This window comes from Streptomyces aurantiacus, from assembly GCF_027107535.1.
Taxonomy (GTDB): Bacteria; Actinomycetota; Actinomycetes; order Streptomycetales; family Streptomycetaceae; genus Streptomyces.
The window spans coordinates 306,498-331,681 of the sequence record NZ_CP114282.1 but is presented as its reverse complement, the minus strand read 5'-3'; the positions used below and the strand labels follow the sequence as shown (position 1 = coordinate 331,681).

Sequence of the window (25,184 nt, the reverse complement as noted above, 5' to 3'; positions counted from 1 at the left end):
CGGGGCCGGCGGCGGAGTCGTTGGAGTGAGCGGTTACGCGATCTTCAGGTCCGTGAGCGTGAAGGGCTCGAGCGAGCCGCCACCCAGCTTGTCGAGCTGGCCGTTGACGATTAGCAGCCGGCCGTCGTGCAGCGAGGCGGTCGTGGGGAAGCGGAACGACGGGTCCGTCCTTTCGCTGACGACCTGGCCGCTGACCAGGTTGCCTGCCAGCTTGAGCTTCGTGATGACGGCCGCGGCGTTGCGCACCACGTAGAGGGTGCGGCCCTTCACCTCGAGGCCGTCGCCGCCGGTGACGGTCGCGCCGCCGGTGTTGATACGGCTGATGGAGCCGTCCTTGGTGGCGACGCGGTACAGCTTGCCCGTGTCGGTCTGGACGACGACGAGGTACCGCTGGCTCACCGCGATGACGCCGTTGGCGTTGAACGCGCCCTTGGGGTCGACGCCGGCAAAGGATGAGAACACCCGCAGGGTGGAGTTCCGGGTGATGTCGGTCTTGTTGACCCGGTAGACGACGTCGCGGCTGGAGTCGGTGACGTACAGGTCGCCCTTCGGCGTCAGGGTGACGTCGTTGACGAAGGTGTCGCCAGAGCCCGAGACGGTGTGGATCGCCAAGAGCTTGGCGCTCTGGCGGTCGTAAATGAAGAGCTTGCCGGTGGTTCCGCCGGCCACGATGAGCAGCTTGTCGGTCGCCTTGATGCCGTTGGCGCTCGTGCGGCCGTCTGCGCCAGCGGGCAGGAAGACTTCGGCGGAGTCGGTGTCGCCCAGCTGCCCTCGGAACACAGCGCCGTTGCCGAGGGACGTGGTGTAGAAGGTGTTGCCTATGGTGTCGACGCCCTCGAGGAAGAGTCGGTCGCCGGGCACGGTGTAGGTGATCGTGCTGGGCGGGGCCTGGCTGGCGTTGGCGGCGCTGGCGGGCACGGTCGCGAGCAGAGTGACAAGTGCAAGAGCGCCCGTCGTGGTGAACAAGCGGATGTTGTGCATGAGGGTGGTGGGGCCGGTCACGAGGTTCTCCGTCGGGTGTTTGCCATCCCCTATAGATGACGCGTCATGCACTTTAGTTGATTTAGATGACGTGTCAAGTGCTGAGGTAGGATGACGTCATGACCGAGTGGCTCAACGACAAGCAGCAGCGCACCTGGCGCGAGTTCCTGCAGGTGAAGAGCCGGCTGGACGTCGAGCTCAACCGGCAACTGCAGGAGTGCAACGACCTGTCGCAGTCCGACTACGCCGTCCTGGTCGAGCTGATCGAGGCTCCTGAGGAGCGCCTGCGTCCCTTCGAACTCGGCGCGGTGCTGGCCTGGGAGCAGAGCCGGCTGTCGCACCACCTGTCGCGGATGGTCAAGCGGGGTCTCGTCGTTCGAGAGGAGTGCAGGTCGGACCGACGTGGCGCCTATGTCGTCCTGACGCCCGCCGGTAAGCAGGCCATCATCACCGCTGCTCACCCTCACGTGGCCAGGGTGCGGGAGTTGCTCTTCGACGGGCTCACGGATCGTGAGGCGCAGAGCTTCGCGTCCTTGATGAGCAAGATGCTCGCGCGGCTCGACGACCTGCAGGCTGGTCAGCAGACCTAGACCTCGTAGAACGCCTGTCGTCACAAGTGACCGCCGGTCGTTCGGACCCGGAAGCACTAGCGCGCAACCGGGCTCACCCGGCTCACCACTTACTGACCTTGTTGGCGTGATGTCGCGGGGGCTGACAAGCCTTGGTTCTCGCAGTAGGCCGGCGCGGGCAGGAGTTCACCGAGGACGAGCGCGAGACCGTCCGCCGGCAGATCGGCCGGGTCCGCGCCGCGGCGGACTGGCTCGAAGGAGCCCTCGACAACGGCGAGTTCACCCTGGACGAGCAGCTGCTCAAGGGCGAGGAGTAGCCGTGCCGCGACGCCGGGAGGCCCGGCCGCTGGCCGAGCACTACGGCGACCTGGTCCGCGTCGCCCTGATGGAAGCACGCCCCGCCGGCCTGCACACCTACCAGCTCACGGCCGCCACCCGCCTGACCCGCTCGCAGATCGGCCGCGGCATCCGGCACGTCCGCGACGTCGTCGCCGCGGAGAACCTGACGCCGATCACGTGGACACGGCGGGACGGTTTCATGTTCGGGCGGACCGCCCGTCCGGGGCGGATGTCACCCACTCTTCGCGCGGAGCGGCCGGATCAACCACCCGATCGTCCAAACCGGGCCCGTCCCCATCCACCAGGAACCGCCGTGATGGCTGCTCTCCCCGGCCCATTCCGCGATCGTCCACACCCCCGGGAAAGGCGTGGGCAGGCGGTTTGCCTCTTCTCCACCTCGCCAAACCCGGCACGGCGCACACACGATGGTGCAGCGCCCGGCCAGGGCCGTGCAGCAGATGCAGTACGGCCGGGCGCAGCACGGCGGGTTCGCCGGATGCCGAGCGGTGACGAAGTGCCGTCAGTTGCTGAACTCTAGGACGACGCAGCCGGCGGCACCGTTGCCGCCGTTGTAGGCGCTGCCGTCGCTGCCTCCGTAGCCGCCCGCGCCGCCCGCCCCGGCCCGCGATCCGCAGGCGTTATAGGGATAGCTGGTGATGTCGGAGGAACCGTCCTGCGGTGGAGTGCTCCAACCGGGAAGGTAACCGGGTTTCGCGACCCTGACTGCCGGGATGCGTGCCATACCTGCCCCTGCCATGTCCGCCCTTCGCGACCACCCGATGTTTCCTGAGCCGCCGCTTGAAACTCATCCAGTATTTGACATGGACGCGCACGCAGGAGACGAACTAGAGTGCGAGTCGATCACTGCGTCGGCTCCAACGATGACGGGTATCCCCCACTGCCCTGCCCTGCCCTGCCCTCTCGCGGCTCTGCGAGAGGAAGTACTCGTGCACAGTGCGGGAATTGGAAACTTGTCGGAGCCGTAGCCTTTCGCGGCCATGGATTCAGGGGCCCTGTGTGATCTCCGCGTGCGTTGACCGATCAGCCCACTGTGGCTGACGCCACGGTGTTTCGCTTTGCTCCCCGGACGGGGAATTCCGGCAACAGGCATCACGGCCTGCTGTTTTGCACCGATTACTCCAGCGTTCCGCCGCTTTTCGATGCAGAAGGGGAAGGACAACATGCGATACCGCGTGTCAAGGTTCGCCAAGGGAAGAATTCGGTATGTGCTCGCTCTTGTCACCGCGTGGCTCCTGGCCACAGTGAGCGTGGCATGGGCGGCACCGGTGACCGACAACATCGTCCCGGTCGGTGGATTCGGCGCAGCTCCCTGTGAGACCGACCCGGACGGTGGTGACGGAATCCTCAACTGCCTTACAGACAACTCCGATGTCTACTACTACATGGACTCTTCCGGGGAGTACGAGCTGGAGTCGGAGGACCGCTTCAGAGTGCAGTCGACGCTGAGTGATGAGTTCTCGCCGACTGACCTGGCCATTCATTACGATTCGACGCCGGTGTTCTCCGGGTCGGGGGAAACCGACATCGTCTACCAGGAAGGTTCGACGAACCTGGACGCAGATATCGATGGCGTCACCTGGTGCAATGACTCTGCCGCCAACGAGAGTTCCGGGCAGTACGCGCTCTGGGAATGCGACCAGCAGTACATCCGCATCCGCGGAAACGACCACTACACGTTTGGGCTCACCTGCCATGAGACGGGACATGCGGTCGGCCTGGTGCACGGAGGCAATGCTTCGCCCTCCGTCAGCAACGGGAACAACGCTCTCGGCTGCATGACATTGCCCGTGGAAACCCTGGACCTCGGTGCCAGCAATACCGAGTCCATCAACAACGTTTACCCGGCGCCCTGACCGTGATCTTCCCGGAGGTGAGAAAGATGGCTCGCATGACATTCCGCAGCAAAATCGCGGTGGTTCTCGCAGGAGCAGTTTCCGTCGTCACCGCGGCGGTCTCCATCGACTGGTCCGCGATTGCCGCTGCCGATACGCCGCGCGGACGGCAGGACCGGATCATCATCGCCCACGGCGCCGACAACCTGCCCAGCCGCACGGCGTCCGACTGGGTCACCTACGCCGACCATGTCGTAGCGGTCACTGCCACCGCGGAGAAGGAGACCCCGCCGGCGCAGTCGGAACTCGACCGCGGCGAAGGACTCATCGGCCGGGCCGTGACGCTGAGGATCGACCAGGTTGTCTGGTCGCGTGCCGACGCGCCGAAAGCGGCACCGAGCACCTGGGTCCGTCCCTCCATGGGCTGGCAGTTCACCGACGGTGACATCAACAACCGCGTCAAGGTGGCCAAGGCTGACAGCCCTCGGATCCAGGCGGGTCACAGTTACACCGTCGCCATCGTGTGGGAAGAAGACCCCTGCTCCCCCGAGGGCGGCCGATGGCGCGGTCTGGGTGCCGGATCCACCGTCCCGTATGACAACAACAGGATCGGCGAAGGCGAGTTGGAGGGCCGGGAGCGTACCGCAGAACAGGCACGCCAGGTCCTGGACGAGGGCGGCCCCAACATCGGCCTGAAGGACGAGATGGCCGGCAAGGACACGGCGCATCTCGCCTCCGCACTCATGGCCGCCGAACCGGACGAGTCCAGGCAGTTCGCACAGGAGCCGACAGCAGACACCTGCACCTGACCCGACCACTCAGCGGAACGGGACCGTCGGCTGCCACGCCACGGTCCCTCCGGCTGATGGGCGCGGGCCTCCACCGAGAACCGGGGAGCACTCACACGGACTCTGCCTCAGACCGGCCGTCGCTGTAGCGGCGGCTGAACACTCGCCGCGGACGATTCCCGGCTCGGACGAACGTTTCCCATGACTGCCCCGTCATTAAGGAAACGAGGAAGGACCTGTACATGGCCAGAGGGCGTGGCGCACGACGGCCCGGTGAGGACGATCAGCCGGCCTTGGTCGATCCGGCCGAGGTCAGGCGCGTGCGCGCGGTGCTGGCGCTGGGCGGCGTGCCATGGGATGCGCTGGACGACGGTGTGCAGCGCGTCAGGCTCAAGCTGCTTGAGGAACAGGCCGACCCGACGCGACCGAAGGTGCGCGATCCCCTGGCCTGGCTCACTGTTGTCGCCTCCCGTGTAGCCAGTGACTGGCATCGCTCACAGAGCAGAGACGCCGGGCTGCGTCGGCGCCTGGCCGAGCGCTGGTCCCAGCCGCCTGTGGAGCATTCCGAGGAACAGCGCCTGCTCGCCCTGGCGGTGGCGGACGAACTGGAATCGATGCTCCCGGCCCACCGGCAGGTCCTGGTGCTGCGCTACTACGCGGATCTGCCCATCCGTGAGATCGCGCAACTCCTGGACGTCCCTGAAGGAACCGTCAAGAGCCGCTTGCACGCGGCTCAGGCCGCAATGCGGGCGCGGCTGCGCCAGGTGGAGGCGATCTGACATGACCCCGTTGACCGGCCCGGAGGAGGACCAGCTGCGGCTGGCCCTCGGCATGATCGGTGAAGCGGCCGAAGAGGGAGAGAGCGACTCTGCTCAGGGTCCGCGCCGCGTCTGGATGAAGCGTCCCGGCACGATTGCCGGCGCGTTGGTCGCTGCCGCGGCCGTCGGCCTGGTTCTCCTGGCGTACGGGCTTGCTGATGATGGTTCTGCCGGTTCCCGGCAGGATCAGGGACAGGCTCTGACCGAGGTGGAACGGATTGCCTGCTCGCCGAAGATCGTCGAAGGAGACATCGCGGCGATAAAGGAGCACCCCGAACAGGCCGACGCCGTGAAAGTCACGCTCACCGTCACGGACTGGATCAAGCCGAAGCAGGGCTCTCAGCGACAGATCCAGTTCACCACCATGAGCGGCAAGTGGAAGGGCGAGCCTGCTTACTCGACGGGGGAACACCTGCTGGTGGTTGTCATGGACCGTCCCGACGAGCCGTCCGAGACCTTCCGGGTCGACGGCGCCGGGACATCACGGACCCTGGCAGCCGCCCGCAGCCGGATCGTCAAGGATCTACCCGCGGCAGCAAAGACGGAGTGCCCTGCCTTCTGGCGCAATCGAGACGAGTAGAGCACGGGGCGCACGGAACGTTGACCTGGAACCGGCTGTGGTGCGATGGGCCCAGCGAGGTAGAGGTCGGTACAGCGTGTGCCCGACGTTGATCACGCTGGCCTGGTACTGCTTCTGCACCATGACCCGGTGAACGACCAGCCGCTCCGCCGGATCGGTGAACCGTCGCAGCAGGAACTGGGGAACGAAGTGGTGCTTCTTGGGATGGTCGGGCACATCAGCCCCAGCTCTTCAGCGCTTCCGCGACCTGGCGGACGTCGCAGCGGCCCTCGACGACCTCGACGACCAGCGTGATCGCCTCCTGGCTGCCGACCTTGACCTGGATGCCGCTGGCGTGGAGATAGGCGTAGGCGGCCTGAGCCGCGAAGAGTTCGTTCGAGTGCTCAAGGGCAGGAAGCCGTGCGAGAGCGTGCAGGATCGCAGCAGCTCGGTGGTGTGCGGCTGGGTAGACCAGGGTTCCCATGACCTCGTGCCGGTGGCGGGCGACGGCGGCGGCCAGCGCCCCGTAGTCGGTCACATCGGGGTCGCCGGGCACGAGGTTCTGCGCGATATCCAGCAGCCATCGCTCATCGATGACCACAACAGGCGGCATCAGGCGGCGTGGCTGCTGGGGCCGGTCCCGAAGCGGTCGGCGAAGGCCTGCCCGTGCTCCTCGACGAAGGCTTTCGCGCCCTCCAGGAACCGGGTTCGCGCGAGGTCGTCGGTCAGCCGCCGGCTCGCGTACTGATCTGGTTCCTCATGGTCGTCGGCGGCGCGACGGCGCAGCTCTTCGAACGTCTCGTCGTCGACCTTGATACGGATCTCCTTCGCCATGCCCCCACGGTAGCCGGACCCGGTCCCCGGCGGGGAGGGATGGGCGGAGCGGTCTGCCAGGAGGAATGAGTCTGCGAGGACTGTTTCAGGGGCTCAGGCAACTGCTGGAGTGGTGGGCGGTAGGGATCAACATTCCCGTCGACGAGCGGGTCAAGCCGGAGCGGTTCTCCCGCACGGTGGCCTTCCACCTCCTTGACCTGGGCTACAGCGCCAGCTAGCTATCTCAAGGCTTGGGTCAGGGCCTCTACGCCGCGTGCGCCACCACTGCGGACGTAGCGGATGGAGCCGCCGAGCTCGCGCGGACGCCGGCCCGCCCGTATGAGGTGCTGGTGGCCCTGGGGAAAGTGCCCCAGCGGCAGCTCGCCGAACCGCTGGAGCACGGGTACGACAAGGGCAAGGTCTTCGCCTGGCTGCGTGAACACGGCCACGGCACCGCGGACATCCTTCCCGGAGGTGGGTTCGTCTAGCGGTTCACGGTGCTGGACCCGTTCAGCGCCGCCGAGCAGGCGCGGCAGATGCTGGAGCGGATGACCTCCGCTCCCAGTTCCTGCGCCGGGACCGCGGCGGCGTGAGCCACTCCCCCGCATCTGGGTCGCCGGACACCCGCGGTCCGTCCCGCTCGATCCACCGGCGTGGGGTGCCGCTGTCCGCGTTGCTTGCTCAGAGACTCAAGCGCTGCTCTTTCGGGTACTGATCGTGTTCGACCACTTACTCATTCGGTCATGGTTGTGCTACTCGTCGTACCGGGGCGTGATCGGCTTGCCGAGGGGGACGATGGCTGACAGCGGTACGCACACTCGAAGTCGGCGGGCGAGCCGGGTTCAGGACGCGGTGCGGATTCTGTTTCTCCTGGACCACTGCCCAGTGCCGGACAGGCCGTGCGGTGCGCATCCGGATGCCGCGACGATCCTGCGGGGGCAGAAGAAGCTCCAGGCGCTCGATTTCTGGCTGCGTAACCCTGACTACCTGGCTGACGAGTTGTTGAACTTTGCCGAGGCCGGTCACACCGTGCCCGGTGTCGACCCGGTCGCCCAGGCGGCCGCGCTGCTGAGGGGTGACGAGCCCGATCTCGAGTCGTATCCGATGGTCCGCTGGCGCTTTGGCGCGTACGAGCCGCTGGACGACGCCCTCGGTCTGCTGCTCTCCCACGGGATGATCGGCATTGACGCCGTGGGCACGGCACCGGACATCGACCGCTGGGATTACTGCCTGTTGCCCCCAGGACGGCTCACCGCGCAGGAATTGCGCACCGACGAGCCGGATCTGGCCTGGTACGACGACCGCGCCGCGCTCGTGCTGCTGATGGCTGAAGACCGTAGCGGCAGTCGCCTCAAGGACGTCCAGTACGCGCAGGCGGAGTACGAGCGCACCCATCTTGGCGACAGCATCACGGGCATTACCAGCCGCGTCCGCGCTCGCCTCGGGGCATTGAGGAACCGTGCGAGTGAAGGGCAGGACGCATGAGCAACTTCACCGAAGCCGTCGCTGGCCGGGCCGCTGTCACCCCGTCCGAGGCCGCCGCGGTTCTGGAACACCACCACGTCCGCGAGAGCGGAATCCTGCCACGCCCCCACCGCCTCTCGCTCACGTCCATTGAGTTCTCCGGCACCAAGGCGGGCACCGTCACCGGCGACTTCCGCTTCGTGTGGCCCCTCGGTGACGGCCTCTGGTGCCTGGCCGGCGACAACTTGAAGGGCAAGAGCACCGTCCTTGAGGTGATCTATTGGTGCTTGCGCGGCGAGAACAGCCGGCTCCAGGACGGGGTGCGCCGATGGATCTCCCACGTCCGCCTCGACGGCAAGATCGACGGCGAGCCGTTCAGTGTCGAATTCCGACAGAGCACCGGATCCTTGACCGGCCGCCTGGAAACAGGACCGACCACACCGCCCGTCGACTTCACCGGTCACGCCGAATTCGAGGCCGTCATGGGCGAATACATGATGAACCGGCTGAATTTGGAGATCCTCCGTGGCTGGCGGCAGGACGTCAAAGGCGAAGAGGACGGCAAGGCCGGCGTCACCGACTGGTCGCTGTTCAGCCACGCCCTGATCGCCCGGAACCGCAACGCCCAGGTCCTGCTCGGCGAGACCGCCGAGAACGGATCCGTCGTCAGCCTCCTGCAGATGTTCATCGGACTGCCCTGGACGAGTACCCGCCGCGACGCCGAGACCGCGCTGAAGACGGTCCGCCAGCAACTGCGCGGCGAACGCCGCCGCGCCACCGAGGACACGAAGGCCCGCGCCGATTCGCTCCAGGAGCTCAAGGACCAGCTGGCTGACGCCGAGGCCGCCCTGGCCGCTACCGAGGCCGCACCCTCCCTGGAAGACCAGACCTCCGCCCTGGAAGACGCTGCCGCCCGGGTCGCCCGCTGCGCCCAGGAGCACGCGGCAGCCGTCCAGGCCCACACCGCCGCCCAGATCCGCTACACCGAAGTCCACCGGGCTCTCCTCGATGACCAGATGCAGCTGCGCGACCTTCGGGAGAACACCGCGGCCAAACGGTACTTCGGCGCGCTCAACCCGACCTGCTGCCCTCGCTGTACCACCCCCGTGGCCGACCTCGCCCACTCCGACCAGAACGGCGACCACTGCTCCGTCTGCGGTACCGCGGCCCCGGAGGACGCCCTGGAGGACCCGTCCGCGATCGAGCAGCTCACCGAGGGCGTGAACGCCCTGCGCTCCGCGGACCGCGAAGCCAGCGGCACCGTCCGTGAAGCAGAAGCCGCACGCGTACGGGCCGAGAGCGCCCTCACCAGCGCCCGGCACGCTCTGTCGTCCGCGCAGTCGGCGCTTCCGGGCGGTTCCGTGCTGCGCCGTCATCTCGATGTCGAGAGGCTGCGCGGGCAGCTGAAGGAACGCGCATCCACGCACGCCCGGGCTGCAGCACCAACGGAAGCGGACGCGGAAGAACGGATCCTGGAAGCCGCCCGCAAGGAAGCCGACGTGCGCGCGCAGAAGGCCGGAAAACCGATCATGGACCGGGTCAGTACCGAGATCTACACGCTTGCTGTCCGGCTCGGTTATGCCGCACTCCAAGGCGTGAAGCTCCAGTCGAACGGCGTCATGAGACTGCACAAGGACGACGGTCCCACCTATTTCAAAGACGTCAGCGACGGGGAACAGCTGCGCCTGCGGATGGCCACGCTGCTCGCCCTGCTCCGCGTCGGCCAGAAGCACGGAGGCCGGCACCCCGGCCTGCTCCTCATCGACTCCGCCGGCGCGCAGGAGATGATCCGCACCGACCTGGCGGAAACCCTGCAGCAGCTGAAAGCCATCTGCGAAGAAACCGAGGGTCTCCAGATCATCGCCGCCACCGCGAACCGTGAACTGACCCGCACAGTGATCCACAAAGACCGTGCGAAGATCGCTGAGGAAGGCGCCTACATGTGGTGACCACCACCACCCCGCACGCGTTAACGTGCCACCACCCCGCACGCCGCCGTGCGACGAGGAAGGCCCACCGTGACCCCGCTGGAGACACTCCTCGCCCGCCACGGAGACGCCCCCGCACTCGAAGACCTCGGCGGCGAGGACCAGCTGTGGGCGCAGGCGGACCAACTCGCCACCTCCCGACTGTGGTTCCGCGCGGCCGAGACCCTCCTCGCCGCCTGGAACCACCTCGCCGCACCCGACCGCGCCGCCGCATTCATCGCCGAAGCCCTCACGACCGAGACCCGGCCAGGCGTCACCGGCGACCTCCTCGACCGGCTCTGCGACCACCCCGGATACCTCCAGGACCACGCCACCACCCTGAACCGCATCGCCCTGCGCCGAACCGAGATCCACGCCAGCCCCCTCGAAGCGGAGACCGCCGGCCTCTTCCTCGAAGCCGCCCTGCGCCTGGCACTCGCCGGAACCACCAAGCGCTACGGACTCCTCGACCTCCTCGTCGCCCCCCAGGCTCCAGCCGCACCCCCGGGCTACGCACGCCGCGTCGTACGAGCACTCGGAGCCGCCTACGAACAGTGGCGCGACCCGGACCTGACCGCCGCGCTCCGCCCCTTCCTCGACTTACCCGAACTGCGCTCCGACGCCGCGTTCGAGCTGGCCATGTGCCACCTCTCGGACGCCTTCAACGCCGCAGACCGCTCCAGCCTCCTGACTCGGCTCGACACCAGCCGCACCCACTTCAACGAAGCCATCAGCGCAGACGAGGACCGCCCGGACGCCACCGCCTACCGGGCCGCCATCAACGCAGTCCTGGCCTTCGAAGCCGGCGACAACGAAACCCTCGCCGCACAAGCAGCACAACTACGGCGCTCCACCACCGAACACGCACTCTGGCTCACCGGCCTGCGCACCGGCTGGCGAGACGGCCGCTACGACACCGAAGCCGCCTGGTACACCCTCAGCGCCGACCTCGAACAGGCCGCCGCCCACCTCAACGCGCCGCTCACCACCTGGCCGAGCCAGACGATCCAGCACATCCTCGCCGCCTACACCGCCCACCGCTCCGTACGCCTCACCTCGACCGGCTCAGCGCCAGCGCTCCAGCTCCTTGTGGCCCCCCGCATCGAGGATGCCTTCGCCGCCCGCGAGGGGCTCCTGCTGCACGTGCGTGGCCTGCTCGCCGATGCACCCCCCGACTGGGACCGGGACGCTGCCGAAGATCTCCGGTCCGCAGTGGAGTCCAGGCTCGGGCTTCGGCACGAGGAACCAGCCGTGGACGGCCCGGGAAAAGGCGGACCGGCGGCCCACCCCAGTTTGGCCGCCGCGCTCGGTAACCAGATACTCACCGCCCTGCCACCGGCAATGCTCAACGGCCTCCGCGAGCAGGTCGCCCACGGCGAACTCGGATATATCGCAGTTCTGCCCAAGGCCGAGCAGGACACCTTCAACAGCGTCGTGGCGGGGCTGGAGCACTGCCCCGACTTCCTGTCCGCTTCGGTGCGACATCACTTCATCCGTCTCATCACCGCGACTATCCGGTTCCTTGCGAACAGGACAAACCGCGGCCGCGACAAGCACACGAAGAAGACCGCATACCTCTTCGCACCCAAACAGGGAGAAGCGCTTCCGCATGAGGTCGAGTTGCAGGAGGACCTGCACGACTACCTTGACAGCGCCGGCTTCGAAGTCCAGATGGAAGCCATCGACCGCAGCGGAGGCCGCGGCGACATCATCGTCCGGTTCCCCGGATTCGACATCGTCATTGAGTGCAAGCGCGAGCTGAAGAAGGCACAGCGTGAGGACCTCAAGCGGTACCTGGGGCAGACCGTGGCCTATCAAGCTGCGGGAGTCACCCTCGGGATGCTCGCCGTCCTGGACCTCACGCCGAAGCCCAACTGGCTCGCGAACATCCGCGACAGCATGTGGACCGAACACATTCCCGCCCCCGACGCCGCGCAACGGGACCGCTGGGCCGTTGTAGTCCGCGTGCCCGGAAACCGCACCACGCCTCACGACATGTAGACACCGGATAGCGTCAGGAAAGTCTCGAGAAGCTGAGCCACCGCCTCCGGGAGCGGACGGACTACATGGGATCGCTGAGCGTTTCCGCAGATCAGGTTCGGTCCCTCCACCCGCGAACGTCTGCGCACGCCGCCCGCCTCCCGCCTCCCGTCGACGCGGCATCGCCTCACATTGCGCATCACGCGACAGCCGGAGTACCCCGGTCACGGGATACGGAAGCCGCGGTTGGGGTCACGGGCCTGCTCGGAGGCGAAGGGGTCGAACCAGTCCTGAGCTGCGAGGTTGACCATGCCGAGCGCCTGGTTGACCTGGCTGCCGCCGTCTTCGATACCGTCAAGGGAGCTGTCGAAGAGCATCAGGACGTCGTGATCCTGGAACAGGAGGTCGGAGCAGGCATGCCAGTCGAAGTCGCGGCGGTGCTCGGGCAGCTCCCCCACGGTCTCCTGTACGCGGCGCGGCCGGTTGCGCGTCAGGTCCCGGGCTCGGGCGATGCCCAGATGGAGCGCCATCTCCTCTGCAGTGCAGCGCGGCTCGACTTCTGCCTCGGACGAGAGATCCGCGACCAGGTCGTCGAAGGCTCTGGCCATGTTCCGGCGCCAGCTGCCGTCCTGGCGCAGCGTCACCGGCGGCAGCGAGCCGAACAGACCGCCGGCGCCGCGCGGCAGCGGTTCGTCGCCGAAACGCCGCGACCTCTTCCCAGGCCTGGTTCGACAGGTCCTGCAGAGCCAGGCGCAGGACAACCCTTGTGCGGGCCGTGAGGACCTCACCTGTTGCACCCCGATGGCCGGGACGCTCTTGGGCTTGAACGCTCCGCTTCACACCCCGCCGTTACCAGCGACGCATGGGAGCGAGGGGACGAGCCCTGACACTGACCCGAAGTCCAGCCTCCTCAACTTCCCTTCATGCGGCTGTCCTTACTTACCTGGTGCGACCTCGTGTCGCACACTGAGCGCTTCAGTTGGCGAGTCTCGCCAGATGAAGCGCTCAGCCGTATCAGTTCGTGTCGGAGGCTGGCTGTTCGTAGGCCGTCGCCAATTGCGTCTGCACTCTGGCGTGCCGGAACTGGTATACCGCGCCTTCTTGCCGAAGAACTCCGCGACGATGGGCCTCGTTCAGGAAGGTCATCAGCCGCCAGGGCAGCTTGCCGGTGCCGCAGAGCCACAGGCGTGCAGTGAGGAACCAACCCCAGGCACTCAGGCCGATAGCAAGGATTCCGGCCAGTGGCCAGATGACCCACGAGACCTCGCCTTCCCGGAAACTTGCTGGGAGAGCCAGGAATAGCAAAACGGTAGCAAAGCTGAAGAGGAACACGATGAGGCCCTGGGCAATCGCTGCCGTTTGTTCCGTACGCAGACTCCCTCGCGGACTCAGTGCGCAGACGATGTCCACCGGTGAGAACAGCCACCTGTGCAGTGCGGCGGCGATGCCGCTGACCAGACCGATGGCCAGTCCGCTTGTGAGGCCGAAGGCCACGGCGCTCCTGAACAACAGCCCCGGGCCTGGGCTGTAGAGCCAATCAGCTGTCTGAGGGGGCAGCTTCCCCACGAAGTCAAAATCGTGGGCGTAGGTACCGTCGGGAAGCCTTACGTCCAAGGAGATCCCGGTGTCACGGTCCCCTTGGACGTGAACCTCGATGAGCCCATGGAAGGTGGCGCACCCCTTCCCTCCTGCGCATTCTGCCTTGGCCCGCTCCGGCGTAGTCGCCGAGTCGCCGACACGGACAACCTCAACCTCACGTGAGGTACGCACGAATCGCTCGCCCTCCGGCGACGTGCACTGGCTCCAGCCAACCGGGGTGACCGCGCAGTGGATGCCCTGACGGAGGGCAAACACATCGGAGCCTTCGGGAAACGTCTGGTAGATACCAGCCCGGATGGCTAGTGCGGTCCCCGCTGCCAGACCGAGAGGAGCGCCGAGGGCGAATCCTGCAACTAGCCCAGCCGCCAGACTCCGGCCTACCGCCTGTCCCAGCCGCTGCCATCTCCTGGCTCTCCCTGGGGGCCTATGGCGGGATGCATCCCTGCGCCTGACAACCGAGTTGGCCTTCGCTCGGCGCCCAGCTGTCAGTGCATACATCGTGACCGCCACGGAAACGCTGATGGTGACGGTAGCGAGTTCGTGGCGCCCCCAAAACAGGTGCGAACCGACCGCGGTCAGCACAGCGGCCGTGGCGAGAACCAGGGCTGGCCGGGACTGGCGACGGCCGCGGAAGGACGCAGTGGAGGGTACCGGCTCGCTGACGATGCCGATCACAGCCAGGACCACGGCGGTGGCCAGGCCTCCGACCATCGCGAAACAGGCTTCATACCGCCAATCCTGTGCATCCGATGCAGAATGCCTCAACCACCAGGGGCCGTTGTAGCCGAATACCTCGAAACTCAGGCTTCCCATGGTGCCGACTATGGCGCCAAGGACGGCGGCCGTTCCTGCAAGCGGCAAGAGCCTTCGTAGGGCGCGGCCTCGTTGTACCAGCGGCAATCCTGGGCCACGCGACAGGACGACGTATCCGATGCAGACGCCGATCAGCAAGGCGGTGGCCTCCACGGGTGCCCCCCACCCCGCCGTCGGATCCAGAGTGGTGCTGATCGCGGCTCCGACGGCTCCCAGAAGCAGGATCGGCCCGAGGAGGCGAAGCGGCCACGGCAACGCCACTTGCAGGCGCCACCAGGCAAGATCACGGGCTTGACGGCGTTCCAGGTGTGCGGCAAGGAACCCGAGCCACCGACCAGCCCGGCCAGCATCAGGAGAATCGCTGAAGGCTGCCGGCACAAATCCCTCGAGCAGGTGCTGCTCGAGGTCTGCGGGGATGGTGAAGCGAAGATCGAGTAGCTCCGCGGGGTCGGCCCTGCCATTGCCGTACACAGCACGAGCCATCGCCACCATCAGCGGCGTCTGGAAGACCTGGCGCAGGGTGTGGCAGACGGGAGCGTCCGGATGATCTCGTAGGTGGGTGAGGACCGGGTCCCAACGCGTGGTCCGTTCTCCCGAGGCCCCTCGCATCGGTCGTGCGGTGCGTACGAGGTAGGTGCTCACGTCGTCGAAGGAGGGCGGCCTCAATTCCACCACCGCAGCAGATGTGAAGGCACCCCCACTCTCGACCTGCTCGGCATAGTCCTGCGTTCGACAAGTCAGCAGGACAGGGCTGGCCGTATCCAACTCAGCGTTCAGCCTGCTCACTGCACAGGTACGCAGGGGTGGGGGAATCTCGTCCAGACCGTCCAGTACCAGCAGCACCCGGTCGTTGGCGAAGAGCTCCTGGACTCGTGTGATCCCTATGGTGGCCAGCGAGGCAGTCGCCCAGGTACTGAGGCTCTCGCGATCCGGCCGCCAGCTGGAGAGCGAGAGGATCACTGGCACAGGGTCGCCGGGTTGGCGCTGCCGTAGTACGTCCAGGGTGAACCGCACGGCTAGGACCGTCTTGCCGCTTCCTGGAGCACCAAGTACCACCATCCGCCTGGAAGGAACCCGGTTGAAGACCTCGGCGATGTTCCCCCACCGGTCGCTGGGGTCTACGGTGTCGTCCCAGTCGCCGCTTGCGTCGGACAGCCACGGTTCCGGCAAGGCCCAGGGCACGGGCAGCGGATCGGGGTCCTGCAGCCGACGCCGTCTCCACTCCTCCTTCCATTCGTCCTTGACCGCGTCGGCTAGTCGCCCGGCGAGGTGGTCCAGCCGCTCGGGGGATGAAGCCTCGTGCTCTGCTTTGGCAACGTCATGGAGCAGTGTCCGCACCATTCCGAAGGCGGCCACAAGGAATCCCAACACTGCGATCAGGATCTCGGGATCGGTAAGACCCTTCTCGTTCAGCGCTGCGACAAGGATGACGGCAGCTGCGATGATCAGTGCCGTCCCCCAGATACCAAGCCGCATGTACCGCACGCCAATGCCCCCGTGACGACAGATTCCTTGACGGAGAAATACTTTCTGTAACCGCTCCGGCACTGGAACACGCCGCGCCGGGCAGCGAGGTGCTTCTGGATGGGCTGTCCTGGGCGGAGACAGCGCCCTCTGAGGCCATCCGAGGCCCGACGTGCAGGACGGTTCTGCGGATCAGCCAGAGCAAACCCGACCGCAGCCCCGGGGACGAGTCACCAGTCTGGACCTGCCAGGACATGGGATGGCGCTCAATCCGCCGACTGGACCGCGCACTCGCCGACTGAAGCGCTCAGTCGCACTTGTCGTCAATGCCGTACGACTCCGACACGGCCTGAAGGGTGTTGCACAAAGCTGCGTTTGGGCAGGCCAGGGCCTGTGACCGCAGTCTTGTGCCACACCCTTTAGTTGAGCAGTGTCCGCGTCGGTACACGGTGAGCAATCGGTGCTTTCACTGCGGGCAGGTCGGTGACAGCAAATGACACAGCAATTCTCCGGCGAAGGCCGGTTTCCCTACAGCTTGCCCCGGCACGCTTCGGCGCGCGCTACCGCTCACAGCCTCCTCGACGCGTCGGACCGCTTCAGGAGCCCTTGGCCATCGCACCGCCGACCTGCGAGCGCACGTTAGCGATCGTTCGGTCGCCGCTCGCCGGCAAATGATTCTCCAGTGGAGGGTTCTCCGGCAGTTGGTCGGCCCTTCCCGTGAGAGCAAGGTCGAGTGGCGGGCCGGCCAGGCGGAGGAGGGTATCGCCCACGTTTCTGAGGCGATGGGCCATCGCCACGGGCAGGTAGGCGGCCACGGCTCCGATGCGGCTGGCGGCACCGACGGAGACCGCGGCGGAGACCCAACCCACGCTGTACTCCTGCAGGTCCAGGAAGGGCGACGCCTGCGGGGAAGGCTTGAGCAGCTTGTGGGCAAGGAGGCGTTCGCTGGTGATGGTGCGGGACGTCAGCCTTCCCATCCGGTGACGCGCCAAGTGGTCACGACGGGTGTCCTCGTCGAGCTGTGCGAGGAGGCACTTGCCAAACGAGTGAGCGTGCGCGGTCTGACGGAAATCCACCCACTCGATGAGGGGCGGTGCGGTCGGCCCAGATGACTCGGCGACCACCCGGACCTCGCCCTCTTCGTAGACCGCGAAGTACAACGAGGCCCCTACCTCGTCGCGCAGTCCGTCGAGCACCCTGCCGATGGACGCGATGACAGCACCTGTCAGCGGGCGGGGCTGCAGGGATGTGAGGAAGAGCCGGTATCGCTCGGCGATCTCCTCCTCTCCCGACCACAGCTCGTCGACCGCTTCAACGGCTGCCCGAAGACCCCTGTCGATGTTCATGCGCGGTCTCCTTCCGTGTCGCAGTCCCCGAGTATCGCCCTGAGGGTCTTTCTGCCCGTGTGAACGTGGGAGCGTACCGTTGCCGGGGTTGCTTCCATCGCTTGCGCGATTTCTTCATAGTCCATGCCGAACTGGAGTCGCATGACGAGAGCTTCCTGCTGGCGTGCGGGAAGCTTACGGACGGCGTGGATGATGTCGAGGCGCAGATCGCAGGCGGCGACCTCGTCCTGTGCGGCGATCCGGCCCCGTAACGTCGCGGCGTCGAGAAGCAGACCCTGGCGACTGCGTGCCTGCCGGGCGTCGTCAAGGCGCTGGCCGGCCACTTTGAACAGCCAGCCCCGGGGATCTTTCATCGCACCCACACGCTCCCAGTAGCGGTAGGCGGCGAGCATGGTGAGCTGAGCGGCGTCTTCCAGAACGCTGTGTTCCGCCTCACGCCAGAGCAGGTAGCGGCAGACCGTGGGGTGATAGCACCTGAAGAACTCCTCGAATCCGGGTGGTCCTTGGGGCATGCGGTCCTCACTGTGCCGAACAGTTCGCGTGCGCCGAAGTCACCGGCTTTCCTCGCTCCAGGCGGACACATGGTAGGTGCGCCGGAGTCCGCGGTCGTCCACCATGTCCAACCTGCCGCCTGCGGGCAAACGTTCGAGAACCTCGACAGCGGTGGCCCGGTATTCACGCTCCGCTGCTGCGGCCGAACGGCCGCGGGCCAGTTCCCGCAGCACCTCCCACGGCCCGATCCGTCCGTGTCCTTTCCGGAGCCGGATGAGCATCGTAAGCACCATGATGGTGACAGGCCCGGCAACAGCCACGATGTCAGCCAACGCGACCTCCCTCATTCCTGCCGCTTCTGGCACGCGGCCAGCAGTCAGCTTGTCGATCCTGATGACATAAGGGATGCCGGGGCTGTTTTGTTGAGCCTGGTACGTGATTCTTTGGGGAAACGCTCCCGTGCTGACGGGTTGCAGTCATCGTTTGGCTGGGTCCGCGGCCGTGCGGGGAGGGGCCGGGACGGCACTCACGCTTGCAGGGTCCCTTGCATGATCGAGGTTTGCCCGGATTCATCCGGTGATGCCGAGGGCGACCAGGGGCCTTCGCCAGTCGCGAGCGGTGTGACGTAGGGCGGCGGCGATGTTGGTGCGGCCGTCCTGACGGTGGACGCCGATGGCGAGGTTGCGCAAGCCGGCCATGATGCGCGGGAGATGACCAGCATGGATCTTGGAGTCGTCCTCGCGAAACGTGCGGTCGCGGACGTGGTGCAGCAGGTTTTCGATCTTCCAGTGCCCTGGGCGTGCTGGGTGTGGAGCGCGTCAGCGGTGATGACCGTGCCGGTCAGGTCGACGCTGTCCAGCAAGGGCTGGAAGGCGGGGATCTCGTTGCTCTTGTCGGCGACCTGGCGCTGGGCCAGGACGTGACCGGTGTGGTCCATCGCGGCGAGAAGGGTGACGTACGGGGTGGTGGCGGTGCGTGAGCCGCGCAGGGCCTTGCCGTCGACAGCGATCGCCCGCAGTCCGGGGCAGGCCGGGGTGGTGCGTGCGGTGAGGAAGGCGCCGATCGCCCGGTCCAGGGCGTCGCCGTCCAGCTGGACGAGTAGACGGCGCAGGGTGTGAGGGTGCGGGACGGACACGGTGCCGGAGAGCGGGTCGGTGGGGAAACCGAGAACCCGGCAGGCCCACGCAGGGACGTCGCCGATCCATTCCGTGATCGCGGTGAGCGACCGGGCACCGGCCAGCACACTCACGCGGCCGCGGCGACCAGGGCGGACAACCGGTAGCGGCGGCCACGGACGCCTCTCGGATCGGGTACCAGATCCAGGAAGCCAGACAGAGCAACCGCGTCCGCCAGCGGGCCCGGCACAGCGGTCCGGCCCAGCTGGTCCAGCGCGGCAGGCATGGGAGAAGATGCAGAAGCGGGCACGGACTCACCAAGTGTTCAGGGGACTTCGACACTCACATGATCACGGAGACCGCGCCTGCCCTGCGTCCGCCCCCTGCCCGAACCGGGGTGCCCCTTCCAAGGACGGGCCAGCACGGCACTCCGGACGAAACGTGATCATGTAACGGCCCCTGACCCCGAGGGTGCGTACAGGCACCTCCTGACGTACTCGGACGACGTTCTGGAGAGTCTGAACGGCCAGTAGCCGAGCCGGCCAGCATGGACTTGACGGGATCAGCCCCAGGGGGTTGGTCCCGTCGGCATGATGATCGTCATGCAACCAGAAGTGCTTTCCGGTCTGATCGGTTTCGGCGGTGCCCTGGTGGGTGGCGCGGCGTCCTTCGGGGGCCTGTGGCTCACCCTGTCCCACCAGAGGAAGCTGGCCCGGGAGGCCCGCCTCGCGGAGATAGGCCAGGAAGCGGCGGACAGGGCCCTGAACGAGCTGATCACGCTCGGAGAGTTCCTGGAGTCCGTCAGAGGCGAAGTCGCCACGATGCGCACCGACGAGAACGCCGAATACCTGAACACCGTGTTCGGCCACATGGAAAGGGCCCAGAGGGCGGTGGCCCGAATACCTGACCGGGAACTCCGCACACGCGTGAGGGACCTCCTGACCGTCATGCGGAAGTTCAGGGCCGCCGGTGTCCGGCACTTCTTCGCGGTGGGGTGGCTGGCGGAGCTGGCGGACGAGCTGACTGAACTCCTGTCGGCCTACATCCGTACCGACCCCCTCCCGCCTCTCTCCGAGCGGACGGGGTCAAAGCAGCAACGGGCCATTCAGCACGAGCTGGCCCAGCGACGCCGCTTCGAGCTGATGCAGGATCCCGACCCCGCCAACGTCGACTCTCGCGAGGAGGACGCCGCCGACGGTGGAGAGCCCGCGTCATGACGCCCGTCAGACCTGGTAAGACCTGGGAGGTCTAGGTAGTGCAGGCAGAGACATTGGCGGCTCTGATGGGCCTTGGAGGCGCCATCGTGGGTGCGGGTTTGTCCACAGGGGCCGTGATCTGGCAGCAGCGCAAGACGGCCCACGAGGCCGAGCGGATGCATCTGTCCGGCCTTGCCGAGGCGGCAGCCAACGAGTGCATCAAGATCAGCTATGCGCTCCACAAGCACTTCGCGGAGGGAGTGCCGGATCGGAACAGCAGCGCCTACTTTGGGTGGGGTTCCGCTGGCGAGGAGTTGTGCCGGGCTCTGGAGGAACAGGCGCTCCGGTTTCACGACAAGGCGGTCCGCGACTTCCTGGAGCGCTGTCACGCCGAGATGTACGTCCGGCCGGATTTCGTGGCGGCCCCCGAGCCCTGGCCTCCGAGGTACGTCATCATCTGCACGGACATTCGGACTGTGATGGGGACCGTCCTCCGTCGCCAACCCTTCCCCAAGGAGGTCTGGGAGCATTATCCGGCCCCGTCATGACGCCGCTACAGGATGAGTGCTCCACCCTCACAGCGTGAGCCGGCCGCCGAGGACTTGACGGGATTAACCCCTAGAGGGCTGGTCCCGTCGGCATGATGATCCGCATGGACCCTGGGATCTCATCCGCCTTGATCGGCTTCGGAGGTACTATTGCTGGCGCTTTTGCCGCCTTTGGGGGCGTGTGGTTTCAGCAGCACAGACAGGCCAAGGCCATGGAGATCCAACGAGCCGCAATCCTGCATGACGCGGCCTTTGAATCTGCGGCCAACGCTTTGTTCGCGGTCAAAGATCTCATTCGCCGCAAGAGATTCAGAGCTGTTGAACCCGGCTGGGAACACCTGCTCAACACGGAGTTGGACCGCTTGCGCCTGGCCACGTTCAGTTTCGCCAGCACGGAATTCAGGAGCCGACTCGAAGAGGTGGTGGACATGCTCACAGACTGGAAGCACCTGACGCCGGAGCAGTTCGACGATCCTCAGCGGTTCGTCGTGGTCCGCAACGTCATCGACGAGGCGTCTCGGGTCCTCGGCGCGTACTGGCGGGGAGAGAAAATCCCTGCAAGGTCGGTCGACTACACCAGCGCTCTCAGTCATCTATCGGACCATGTAGCAGAGAGGGAGCAGCACGAACAGACCGACCGTCAGGGGATCGTTTGACGCCCGTCGGCCAAGTGCTTGCATTTTGAAGCAAGGGCGCCGTAACATCCGAAACAGCAGGTAGCCCCTGCTCGGAACTCGGGTCCCTGCCAGAATCTGGTGGGGACCTTTTGTTTGCCCGGAGGCTGCTGTGACGCTGGAGCAGATCGACCCCCAGGACCTCATGACCTACGACGAAGCCGCCCTGATGATGGGCGTCAGGCCCGGCACCATCCGTCAGTGGGTCCACCGGGGCCTCCTGACGCCGGTGGACCTCGGAGACCGGGGCCCGAAGCTCCTCCACTTCGAGGACATCTCCAACGCCGGTCTGGCCGCCAGGACCCGGGCACCCCGGAATGCCTTTCGGAAGGCCGCCTGAGCCATGAAGCGTCAGACGGCCGACTCGATCAGCCTTCGTCTTCGCGGCAGCGGCGCCAAGAGCTGAGTTCAGGATCTCCACTGCTGTAGGTCCCTTCTCCGGGACCTTGGGCCATGACAGGCGTGCCAAGATCCCGGCACGTCTGTGCATGCCTGGATTCCTTGGTCACGCCCGGCGAGTTCTTCGTCCCCTTCGCTTCCCTGGGCAGTGAGCAGGGCCTCCGGCTCTCAAGCCCCTCCTGGAAGGCCCTACGACAAAGCCATACCCGAGGGTCAATATGCAGAACCCTTGCAGCGATGAACCTGATATTTGCTAGGAATCCCGAGGACAGAGGGCGATCTCCACGCGGACCGACGGACAAGACGGCACACTGATCCGATGGCATACGACCTCTCCAAGGGTGCGCCTGCACCCCAGCCCGAAGCGCAGGTCTTCAAGGGCTACGTCGCGACCGTGACGCTCTACGCAGATCGCGCCGAGATCAAGCGGGAATTCATGGGAAAGGTGACCGGCGCCAAGGACTCCGTGGTCCCCCTCAGCAACGTCATCAAGGTGCAGTCCAAGGAGCCCACCCGCCTCGTGAACGGGTACGTGCAGCTCGCCACCGAGCAGGACCGCGGACAGCTCCGGATCGCGACCGCCGAAGCGCAGAAGGCCATCGCGAACAACTCCCGCACCGTCCTCTTCACGTGGAACCAGTGGGAGACCTGCGTCGCGTACCTGAAAGCCGCCACAGCCGGAGTCCAAGCGCAGGGCGGCAACCCGTTCGGATAGAACGTATTGCTGCTCACCTGTGAAGACGGGGCATGAGTCCGCCAGGCAGCCGGCTCAGAAGGACTTGACGGGATCATCCCCACGGAGTGGGTCCCGTCGGCATGATGACCAGCATGAACGAGTTCTTGGACAAGCTCTGGTCGATGGAGTTCGGCATAGCCCTGCTGGGTGCCCTGGTCGGTGGCGGTTTCACCCTGCTGGGCTCATGGTTTCAGACCAAAAGTGCTAACAAGGCCACAGCCCTGGCTCAGGCTCAGGCGAACGCCCAGCGCGGCTTCGACACCCTGACCCAGCTCAAGGTGCATCTGGAGGCCCAGACCTTCCAGGGGATGGGTACAGCGGAGACCCGAGATGCCTGGAACCGGGAGCGCCAGACCTTGATCACCACGACTCACAGCGCCGTCATGCTGCTGCCCGACGCGTATAAGGAGACGCGCGATCCGGTCCTCGTACTGCTCCCAATGATGAAGGAGTGGTACGGGCTCCCTCCCTGGCCCGAGTACACGGTGGAGACCAGCGTCGTCTTGGCGGAAGCACTCAAGTTCCTCGGCACCTTCGTCCGAGGCTCGGACGTCCCGGAGAGACAGGCCCTGAACCCGGTCATCGCGAAGGAATTGAATCAGTACCGACGCCAGCAGGCCCAACACGAACTGGAGTCGCTGGAACGCGACGCCGAGCGCTCCGGGCTGGACGAGGAGGACATGCAGCGGGCCCGCGATCTCCGGGAGTTTTTGGGACTGCCGCACCCGCCACAGCCCTCAGCGGGCGACGACGGCACCCCGTCATGACGTCCGTCAGCGCGGGCCCCAAGGGCCTCCGGTACGACATCGGCCTGGGTGACTTCTCTCTATACGTAGAGCCGCTATGGCCCGTGCGGGGGACGTTCTCCTGGCCCCCTCGCGCTCTCAAGTCGGTCAGCGACTTCAACGTCTTCGCTGACCCGCTCAGCAGAGTGAAGCGGCCGGTCCCCGAGTAGACCGCAGCCCGGTCCGTGAATGAGATCGCTCCCTGTAGTACAGGGGAGCTAATGTCCTAGTCATGAACGATTCGCTCTCCTTCGAGAGCTTCTTCAAGGGCGCCAAGAAGGCCGCCCACAAGGCCATGGATGACCATGGCCGCCCGGAGTACGACGAGTTCGCGCTCCACGCCGGTGTCGCCGTTGAGAAGCTCGCCAAGGCGGTCCTCGCCGCTAAGAACCCGCTCTACATCACCGAGATCCGCAACGCGGACACGATGCTGTACCTCGGCGGGCACCTCAAGATGGACGAGGACAAGGTCCGCACCGTCGGTGCCAAGGACGCCATCGTCCTCCTCCGCAAGATCGGCGTGCTCCAGCCGGACTCCCAGCTCGATCTGCTGATCGCGATGCGCAACGGCGCGGCCCACGCTGCCCCCGACAGTGCCAAGGCCAAGGGAATGATCTCTCCCCTCGCCCGTACGATCGAGACTCTGCTCAGCGATCTCGGCAAGCCGTTGGACGCCTTCTGGGAACGGTGGACGAAGGCCGTCAAGGACGCGGTGAACGAGCAGGAGGACCAGGTTTTCCGGGACGTGCAGCTCCGGATCACCCAGGCCCGGCACGCATTCGAGGATCGGTTCGTGGGTCTCCCGGCGGAAGTCAAGGAGGGCGCCCTCAAGGCACCCCCGCCGCTCCACCAGGGGTTCGCGCACCCGTTGGAGGTCCTCAAGGGCGGCGAGGTCGTCCTGAAGGCTTCAGGCGGCGGCTGCCCCGCTTGCGGTGGGCAGGGCATCCTGACCTTCGAGCCGTCCGAACGGTCGGACACCGGTACGACATTCACAGCGAACGGCTTCGGCTGCTATTTGTGCAACTTCGAGGCGAACGGTCCCGAGGAAATGGCGGCCCTGCGAAAGGCCAACACCCCGCCGATGCTGTCCGGGATGACCGTCGCCGACAATCACACACTCACCTCGGTGGAATTCGCGGTGGTCAAGGCCAAGTCGGCCTGATCGCCCCGGAGAAGCAGGGGCCGTTACATGATCACGTTTCGTCCGGAGTGCCGTGCTGGCCCGTCCTTGGAAGGGGCACCCCGGTTCGGGCAGGGGGCGGACGCAGGGCAGGCGCGGTCTCCGTGATCATGTGAGTGTCGAAGTCCCCTGAACACTTGGTGAGTCCGTGCCCGCTTCTGCATCTTCTCCCATGCCTGCCGCGCTGGACCAGCTGGGCCGGACCGCTGTGCCGGGCCCGCTGGCGGACGCGGTTGCTCTGTCTGGCTTCCTGGATCTGGTACCCGATCCGAGAGGCGTCCGTGGCCGCCGCTACCGGTTGTCCGCCCTGGTCGCCGCGGCCGCGTGAGTGTGCTGGCCGGTGCCCGGTCGCTCACCGCGATCACGGAATGGATCGGCGACGTCCCTGCGTGGGCCTGCCGGGTTCTCGGTTTCCCCACCGACCCGCTCTCCGGCACCGTGTCCGTCCCGCACCCTCACACCCTGCGCCGTCTACTCGTCCAGCTGGACGGCGACGCCCTGGACCGGGCGATCGGCGCCTTCCTCACCGCACGCACCACCCCGGCCTGCCCCGGACTGCGGGCGATCGCTGTCGACGGCAAGGCCCTGCGCGGCTCACGCACCGCCACCACCCCGTACGTCACCCTTCTCGCCGCGATGGACCACACCGGTCACGTCCTGGCCCAGCGCCAGGTCGCCGACAAGAGCAACGAGTGACAAGACCCTG

The 25,184-nt window shown here is 66.4% G+C and carries 31 protein-coding genes; 20 read left to right on the top strand and 11 right to left on the bottom strand.

What is annotated here, in order from left to right:
- Window positions 1–33 precede the first annotated feature (33 nt).
- Window positions 34–1,002, bottom strand: a complete 969-nt coding sequence (locus O1Q96_RS01565; RefSeq protein WP_269246475.1) for an SMP-30/gluconolactonase/LRE family protein — start codon at window positions 1,000–1,002, stop codon at window positions 34–36.
- Window positions 1,003–1,100: 98 nt separating this feature from the next.
- Here O1Q96_RS01565 and O1Q96_RS01560 point away from each other — a divergent pair, with 98 nt between their 5' ends.
- Window positions 1,101–1,571 (top strand): MarR family winged helix-turn-helix transcriptional regulator, encoded by a 471-nt coding sequence (locus O1Q96_RS01560; protein WP_269246474.1) that lies wholly within the window; start codon window positions 1,101–1,103, stop codon window positions 1,569–1,571.
- Between the two features lie 131 nt (window positions 1,572–1,702).
- Window positions 1,703–1,867, top strand: a complete 165-nt coding sequence (locus tag O1Q96_RS01555) for a DUF6192 family protein (RefSeq protein ID WP_269246473.1) — start codon at window positions 1,703–1,705, stop codon at window positions 1,865–1,867.
- 542 nt (window positions 1,868–2,409) lie between these two features.
- On the opposite strand, the gene O1Q96_RS01550 is transcribed toward O1Q96_RS01555, so the two are convergent.
- A complete protein-coding gene (locus O1Q96_RS01550) occupies window positions 2,410–2,646 on the bottom strand; it encodes a hypothetical protein (RefSeq protein WP_269246472.1) in 237 nt (78 codons plus the stop codon).
- Between the two features lie 469 nt (window positions 2,647–3,115).
- Between O1Q96_RS01550 and O1Q96_RS01545 the strand changes: the two genes are divergently transcribed.
- The 4 genes from O1Q96_RS01545 (at window position 3,116) to O1Q96_RS01530 (ending at window position 5,928) form a co-directional block, all read left to right on the top strand.
- Complete coding sequence (locus O1Q96_RS01545; RefSeq protein WP_269246471.1) at window positions 3,116–3,763, top strand: hypothetical protein; 648 nt, start codon at window positions 3,116–3,118, stop codon at window positions 3,761–3,763.
- Between the two features lie 35 nt (window positions 3,764–3,798).
- The gene (locus O1Q96_RS01540) at window positions 3,799–4,551 is read left to right on the top strand and encodes a hypothetical protein (RefSeq protein ID WP_269246470.1); all 753 of its coding nucleotides are present in this window, start codon (window positions 3,799–3,801) and stop codon (window positions 4,549–4,551) included.
- A 221-nt stretch (window positions 4,552–4,772) separates the two neighbouring features.
- On the top strand, window positions 4,773–5,309 hold the full coding sequence (locus O1Q96_RS01535) for an RNA polymerase sigma factor (RefSeq protein WP_269246469.1): 537 nt from the start codon (window positions 4,773–4,775) through the stop codon (window positions 5,307–5,309).
- Between the two features lies 1 nt (window position 5,310).
- The gene (locus tag O1Q96_RS01530; protein ID WP_269246468.1) at window positions 5,311–5,928 is read left to right on the top strand and encodes a hypothetical protein; all 618 of its coding nucleotides are present in this window, start codon (window positions 5,311–5,313) and stop codon (window positions 5,926–5,928) included.
- A gap of 217 nt (window positions 5,929–6,145) precedes the next feature.
- Here the strand turns inward: O1Q96_RS01530 and O1Q96_RS01525 are convergent, their stop codons facing one another.
- Window positions 6,146–6,520, bottom strand: coding sequence for a fic family toxin-antitoxin system, toxin component (locus tag O1Q96_RS01525; protein WP_269246467.1), 375 nt, complete (start codon window positions 6,518–6,520; stop codon window positions 6,146–6,148).
- Window positions 6,520–6,741, bottom strand: a complete 222-nt coding sequence (locus tag O1Q96_RS01520; RefSeq protein WP_269246466.1) for a hypothetical protein — start codon at window positions 6,739–6,741, stop codon at window positions 6,520–6,522. Before O1Q96_RS01520 ends, O1Q96_RS01525 begins: the two co-directional genes overlap by 1 nt.
- A 65-nt stretch (window positions 6,742–6,806) precedes the next feature.
- On the opposite strand from O1Q96_RS01520, the gene O1Q96_RS01515 reads away from it, so the two are divergent.
- The 5 genes from O1Q96_RS01515 to O1Q96_RS01495 all read left to right on the top strand — a co-directional run bounded on the left by O1Q96_RS01515 (window position 6,807) and on the right by O1Q96_RS01495 (window position 12,152).
- The gene (locus O1Q96_RS01515; protein WP_269246465.1) at window positions 6,807–6,959 is read left to right on the top strand and encodes a hypothetical protein; all 153 of its coding nucleotides are present in this window, start codon (window positions 6,807–6,809) and stop codon (window positions 6,957–6,959) included.
- A gap of 111 nt (window positions 6,960–7,070) precedes the next feature.
- Entirely contained in the window at window positions 7,071–7,208 is a 138-nt protein-coding gene (locus O1Q96_RS01510) for a hypothetical protein (RefSeq protein WP_269246464.1), read from the top strand.
- 307 nt (window positions 7,209–7,515) lie between these two features.
- The gene (locus O1Q96_RS01505; protein WP_269246463.1) at window positions 7,516–8,205 is read left to right on the top strand and encodes a hypothetical protein; all 690 of its coding nucleotides are present in this window, start codon (window positions 7,516–7,518) and stop codon (window positions 8,203–8,205) included.
- Window positions 8,202–10,133: a coiled-coil domain-containing protein gene (locus tag O1Q96_RS01500; protein WP_269246462.1), complete on the top strand. Its 1,932-nt coding sequence runs from the start codon at window positions 8,202–8,204 to the stop codon at window positions 10,131–10,133. Before O1Q96_RS01505 ends, O1Q96_RS01500 begins: the two co-directional genes overlap by 4 nt.
- 69 nt (window positions 10,134–10,202) lie before the next feature.
- Window positions 10,203–12,152 (top strand): hypothetical protein, encoded by a 1,950-nt coding sequence (locus O1Q96_RS01495; protein WP_269246461.1) that lies wholly within the window; start codon window positions 10,203–10,205, stop codon window positions 12,150–12,152.
- A gap of 203 nt (window positions 12,153–12,355) precedes the next feature.
- Here the strand turns inward: O1Q96_RS01495 and O1Q96_RS01490 are convergent, their stop codons facing one another.
- The 7 genes from O1Q96_RS01490 to O1Q96_RS44415 form a co-directional block, all read right to left on the bottom strand.
- Complete coding sequence (locus tag O1Q96_RS01490) at window positions 12,356–12,775, bottom strand: hypothetical protein (protein ID WP_269246460.1); 420 nt, start codon at window positions 12,773–12,775, stop codon at window positions 12,356–12,358.
- Window positions 12,776–13,145: 370 nt separating this feature from the next.
- The gene (locus O1Q96_RS01485) at window positions 13,146–16,019 is read right to left on the bottom strand and encodes an NACHT domain-containing protein (RefSeq protein WP_269246459.1); all 2,874 of its coding nucleotides are present in this window, start codon (window positions 16,017–16,019) and stop codon (window positions 13,146–13,148) included.
- A gap of 584 nt (window positions 16,020–16,603) precedes the next feature.
- Complete coding sequence (locus tag O1Q96_RS01480; RefSeq protein ID WP_269246458.1) at window positions 16,604–17,353, bottom strand: IclR family transcriptional regulator domain-containing protein; 750 nt, start codon at window positions 17,351–17,353, stop codon at window positions 16,604–16,606.
- Complete coding sequence (locus O1Q96_RS01475) at window positions 17,350–17,865, bottom strand: RNA polymerase sigma factor (protein ID WP_269246457.1); 516 nt, start codon at window positions 17,863–17,865, stop codon at window positions 17,350–17,352. Before O1Q96_RS01475 ends, O1Q96_RS01480 begins: the two co-directional genes overlap by 4 nt.
- A 39-nt stretch (window positions 17,866–17,904) precedes the next feature.
- Window positions 17,905–18,177, bottom strand: coding sequence for a hypothetical protein (locus tag O1Q96_RS01470; protein WP_269246456.1), 273 nt, complete (start codon window positions 18,175–18,177; stop codon window positions 17,905–17,907).
- Window positions 18,178–18,371: 194 nt separating this feature from the next.
- Window positions 18,372–19,094: an ISAs1 family transposase gene (locus O1Q96_RS01465; protein ID WP_419586410.1), complete on the bottom strand. Its 723-nt coding sequence runs from the start codon at window positions 19,092–19,094 to the stop codon at window positions 18,372–18,374.
- Window positions 19,091–19,246, bottom strand: a complete 156-nt coding sequence (locus tag O1Q96_RS44415; protein WP_269246448.1) for a hypothetical protein — start codon at window positions 19,244–19,246, stop codon at window positions 19,091–19,093. Before O1Q96_RS44415 ends, O1Q96_RS01465 begins: the two co-directional genes overlap by 4 nt.
- A gap of 316 nt (window positions 19,247–19,562) precedes the next feature.
- Between O1Q96_RS44415 and O1Q96_RS01460 the strand changes: the two genes are divergently transcribed.
- The 9 genes from O1Q96_RS01460 to O1Q96_RS01420 all read left to right on the top strand — a co-directional run bounded on the left by O1Q96_RS01460 (window position 19,563) and on the right by O1Q96_RS01420 (window position 25,174).
- Window positions 19,563–20,177, top strand: coding sequence for a hypothetical protein (locus tag O1Q96_RS01460; protein ID WP_269246455.1), 615 nt, complete (start codon window positions 19,563–19,565; stop codon window positions 20,175–20,177).
- A gap of 38 nt (window positions 20,178–20,215) precedes the next feature.
- Window positions 20,216–20,704 (top strand): hypothetical protein, encoded by a 489-nt coding sequence (locus O1Q96_RS01455; RefSeq protein WP_269246454.1) that lies wholly within the window; start codon window positions 20,216–20,218, stop codon window positions 20,702–20,704.
- 104 nt (window positions 20,705–20,808) lie between these two features.
- Window positions 20,809–21,360 (top strand): hypothetical protein, encoded by a 552-nt coding sequence (locus tag O1Q96_RS01450; protein ID WP_269246453.1) that lies wholly within the window; start codon window positions 20,809–20,811, stop codon window positions 21,358–21,360.
- 130 nt (window positions 21,361–21,490) lie between these two features.
- Window positions 21,491–21,718 carry a helix-turn-helix domain-containing protein gene (locus tag O1Q96_RS01445; protein ID WP_269246452.1) on the top strand — a complete coding sequence of 76 codons (228 nt, stop codon included), beginning with the start codon at window positions 21,491–21,493 and terminating at the stop codon, window positions 21,716–21,718.
- Between the two features lie 378 nt (window positions 21,719–22,096).
- Window positions 22,097–22,492 carry a hypothetical protein gene (locus O1Q96_RS01440; RefSeq protein WP_269246451.1) on the top strand — a complete coding sequence of 132 codons (396 nt, stop codon included), beginning with the start codon at window positions 22,097–22,099 and terminating at the stop codon, window positions 22,490–22,492.
- Between the two features lie 113 nt (window positions 22,493–22,605).
- The gene (locus O1Q96_RS01435; RefSeq protein WP_269246450.1) at window positions 22,606–23,280 is read left to right on the top strand and encodes a hypothetical protein; all 675 of its coding nucleotides are present in this window, start codon (window positions 22,606–22,608) and stop codon (window positions 23,278–23,280) included.
- 250 nt (window positions 23,281–23,530) lie between these two features.
- Window positions 23,531–24,460, top strand: coding sequence for a hypothetical protein (locus O1Q96_RS01430; RefSeq protein WP_269246449.1), 930 nt, complete (start codon window positions 23,531–23,533; stop codon window positions 24,458–24,460).
- A gap of 190 nt (window positions 24,461–24,650) precedes the next feature.
- Entirely contained in the window at window positions 24,651–24,806 is a 156-nt protein-coding gene (locus O1Q96_RS01425; protein ID WP_269246448.1) for a hypothetical protein, read from the top strand.
- Complete coding sequence (locus tag O1Q96_RS01420; RefSeq protein WP_269246447.1) at window positions 24,803–25,174, top strand: transposase family protein; 372 nt, start codon at window positions 24,803–24,805, stop codon at window positions 25,172–25,174. Before O1Q96_RS01425 ends, O1Q96_RS01420 begins: the two co-directional genes overlap by 4 nt.
- The last annotated feature ends 10 nt before the right edge of the window (window positions 25,175–25,184 follow it).

Bases quoted from the DNA above. Each gene is read 5' to 3' on its own strand.
- O1Q96_RS44415 (WP_269246448.1), bottom strand. From the start codon at position 19,246: ATGCCTGCCGCGCTGGACCAGCTGGGCCGGACCGCTGTGCCGGGCCCG.
- O1Q96_RS01505 (WP_269246463.1), top strand. From the start codon at position 7,516: ATGGCTGACAGCGGTACGCACACTCGAAGTCGGCGGGCGAGCCGGGTT.
- O1Q96_RS01500 (WP_269246462.1), top strand. From the start codon at position 8,202: ATGAGCAACTTCACCGAAGCCGTCGCTGGCCGGGCCGCTGTCACCCCG.
- O1Q96_RS01450 (WP_269246453.1), top strand. From the start codon at position 20,809: ATGGACCCTGGGATCTCATCCGCCTTGATCGGCTTCGGAGGTACTATT.
- O1Q96_RS01440 (WP_269246451.1), top strand. From the start codon at position 22,097: ATGGCATACGACCTCTCCAAGGGTGCGCCTGCACCCCAGCCCGAAGCG.
- O1Q96_RS01530 (WP_269246468.1), top strand. From the start codon at position 5,311: ATGACCCCGTTGACCGGCCCGGAGGAGGACCAGCTGCGGCTGGCCCTC.
- O1Q96_RS01525 (WP_269246467.1), bottom strand. From the start codon at position 6,520: ATGCCGCCTGTTGTGGTCATCGATGAGCGATGGCTGCTGGATATCGCG.
- O1Q96_RS01520 (WP_269246466.1), bottom strand. From the start codon at position 6,741: ATGGCGAAGGAGATCCGTATCAAGGTCGACGACGAGACGTTCGAAGAG.
- O1Q96_RS01540 (WP_269246470.1), top strand. From the start codon at position 3,799: ATGACATTCCGCAGCAAAATCGCGGTGGTTCTCGCAGGAGCAGTTTCC.
- O1Q96_RS01515 (WP_269246465.1), top strand. From the start codon at position 6,807: ATGAGTCTGCGAGGACTGTTTCAGGGGCTCAGGCAACTGCTGGAGTGG.
- O1Q96_RS01460 (WP_269246455.1), top strand. From the start codon at position 19,563: ATGCAACCAGAAGTGCTTTCCGGTCTGATCGGTTTCGGCGGTGCCCTG.
- O1Q96_RS01535 (WP_269246469.1), top strand. From the start codon at position 4,773: ATGGCCAGAGGGCGTGGCGCACGACGGCCCGGTGAGGACGATCAGCCG.
- O1Q96_RS01485 (WP_269246459.1), bottom strand. From the start codon at position 16,019: ATGCGGCTTGGTATCTGGGGGACGGCACTGATCATCGCAGCTGCCGTC.
- O1Q96_RS01425 (WP_269246448.1), top strand. From the start codon at position 24,651: ATGCCTGCCGCGCTGGACCAGCTGGGCCGGACCGCTGTGCCGGGCCCG.
- O1Q96_RS01560 (WP_269246474.1), top strand. From the start codon at position 1,101: ATGACCGAGTGGCTCAACGACAAGCAGCAGCGCACCTGGCGCGAGTTC.
- O1Q96_RS01480 (WP_269246458.1), bottom strand. From the start codon at position 17,353: ATGAACATCGACAGGGGTCTTCGGGCAGCCGTTGAAGCGGTCGACGAG.
- O1Q96_RS01475 (WP_269246457.1), bottom strand. From the start codon at position 17,865: ATGCCCCAAGGACCACCCGGATTCGAGGAGTTCTTCAGGTGCTATCAC.
- O1Q96_RS01430 (WP_269246449.1), top strand. From the start codon at position 23,531: ATGAACGATTCGCTCTCCTTCGAGAGCTTCTTCAAGGGCGCCAAGAAG.
- O1Q96_RS01435 (WP_269246450.1), top strand. From the start codon at position 22,606: ATGAACGAGTTCTTGGACAAGCTCTGGTCGATGGAGTTCGGCATAGCC.
- O1Q96_RS01550 (WP_269246472.1), bottom strand. From the start codon at position 2,646: ATGGCAGGGGCAGGTATGGCACGCATCCCGGCAGTCAGGGTCGCGAAA.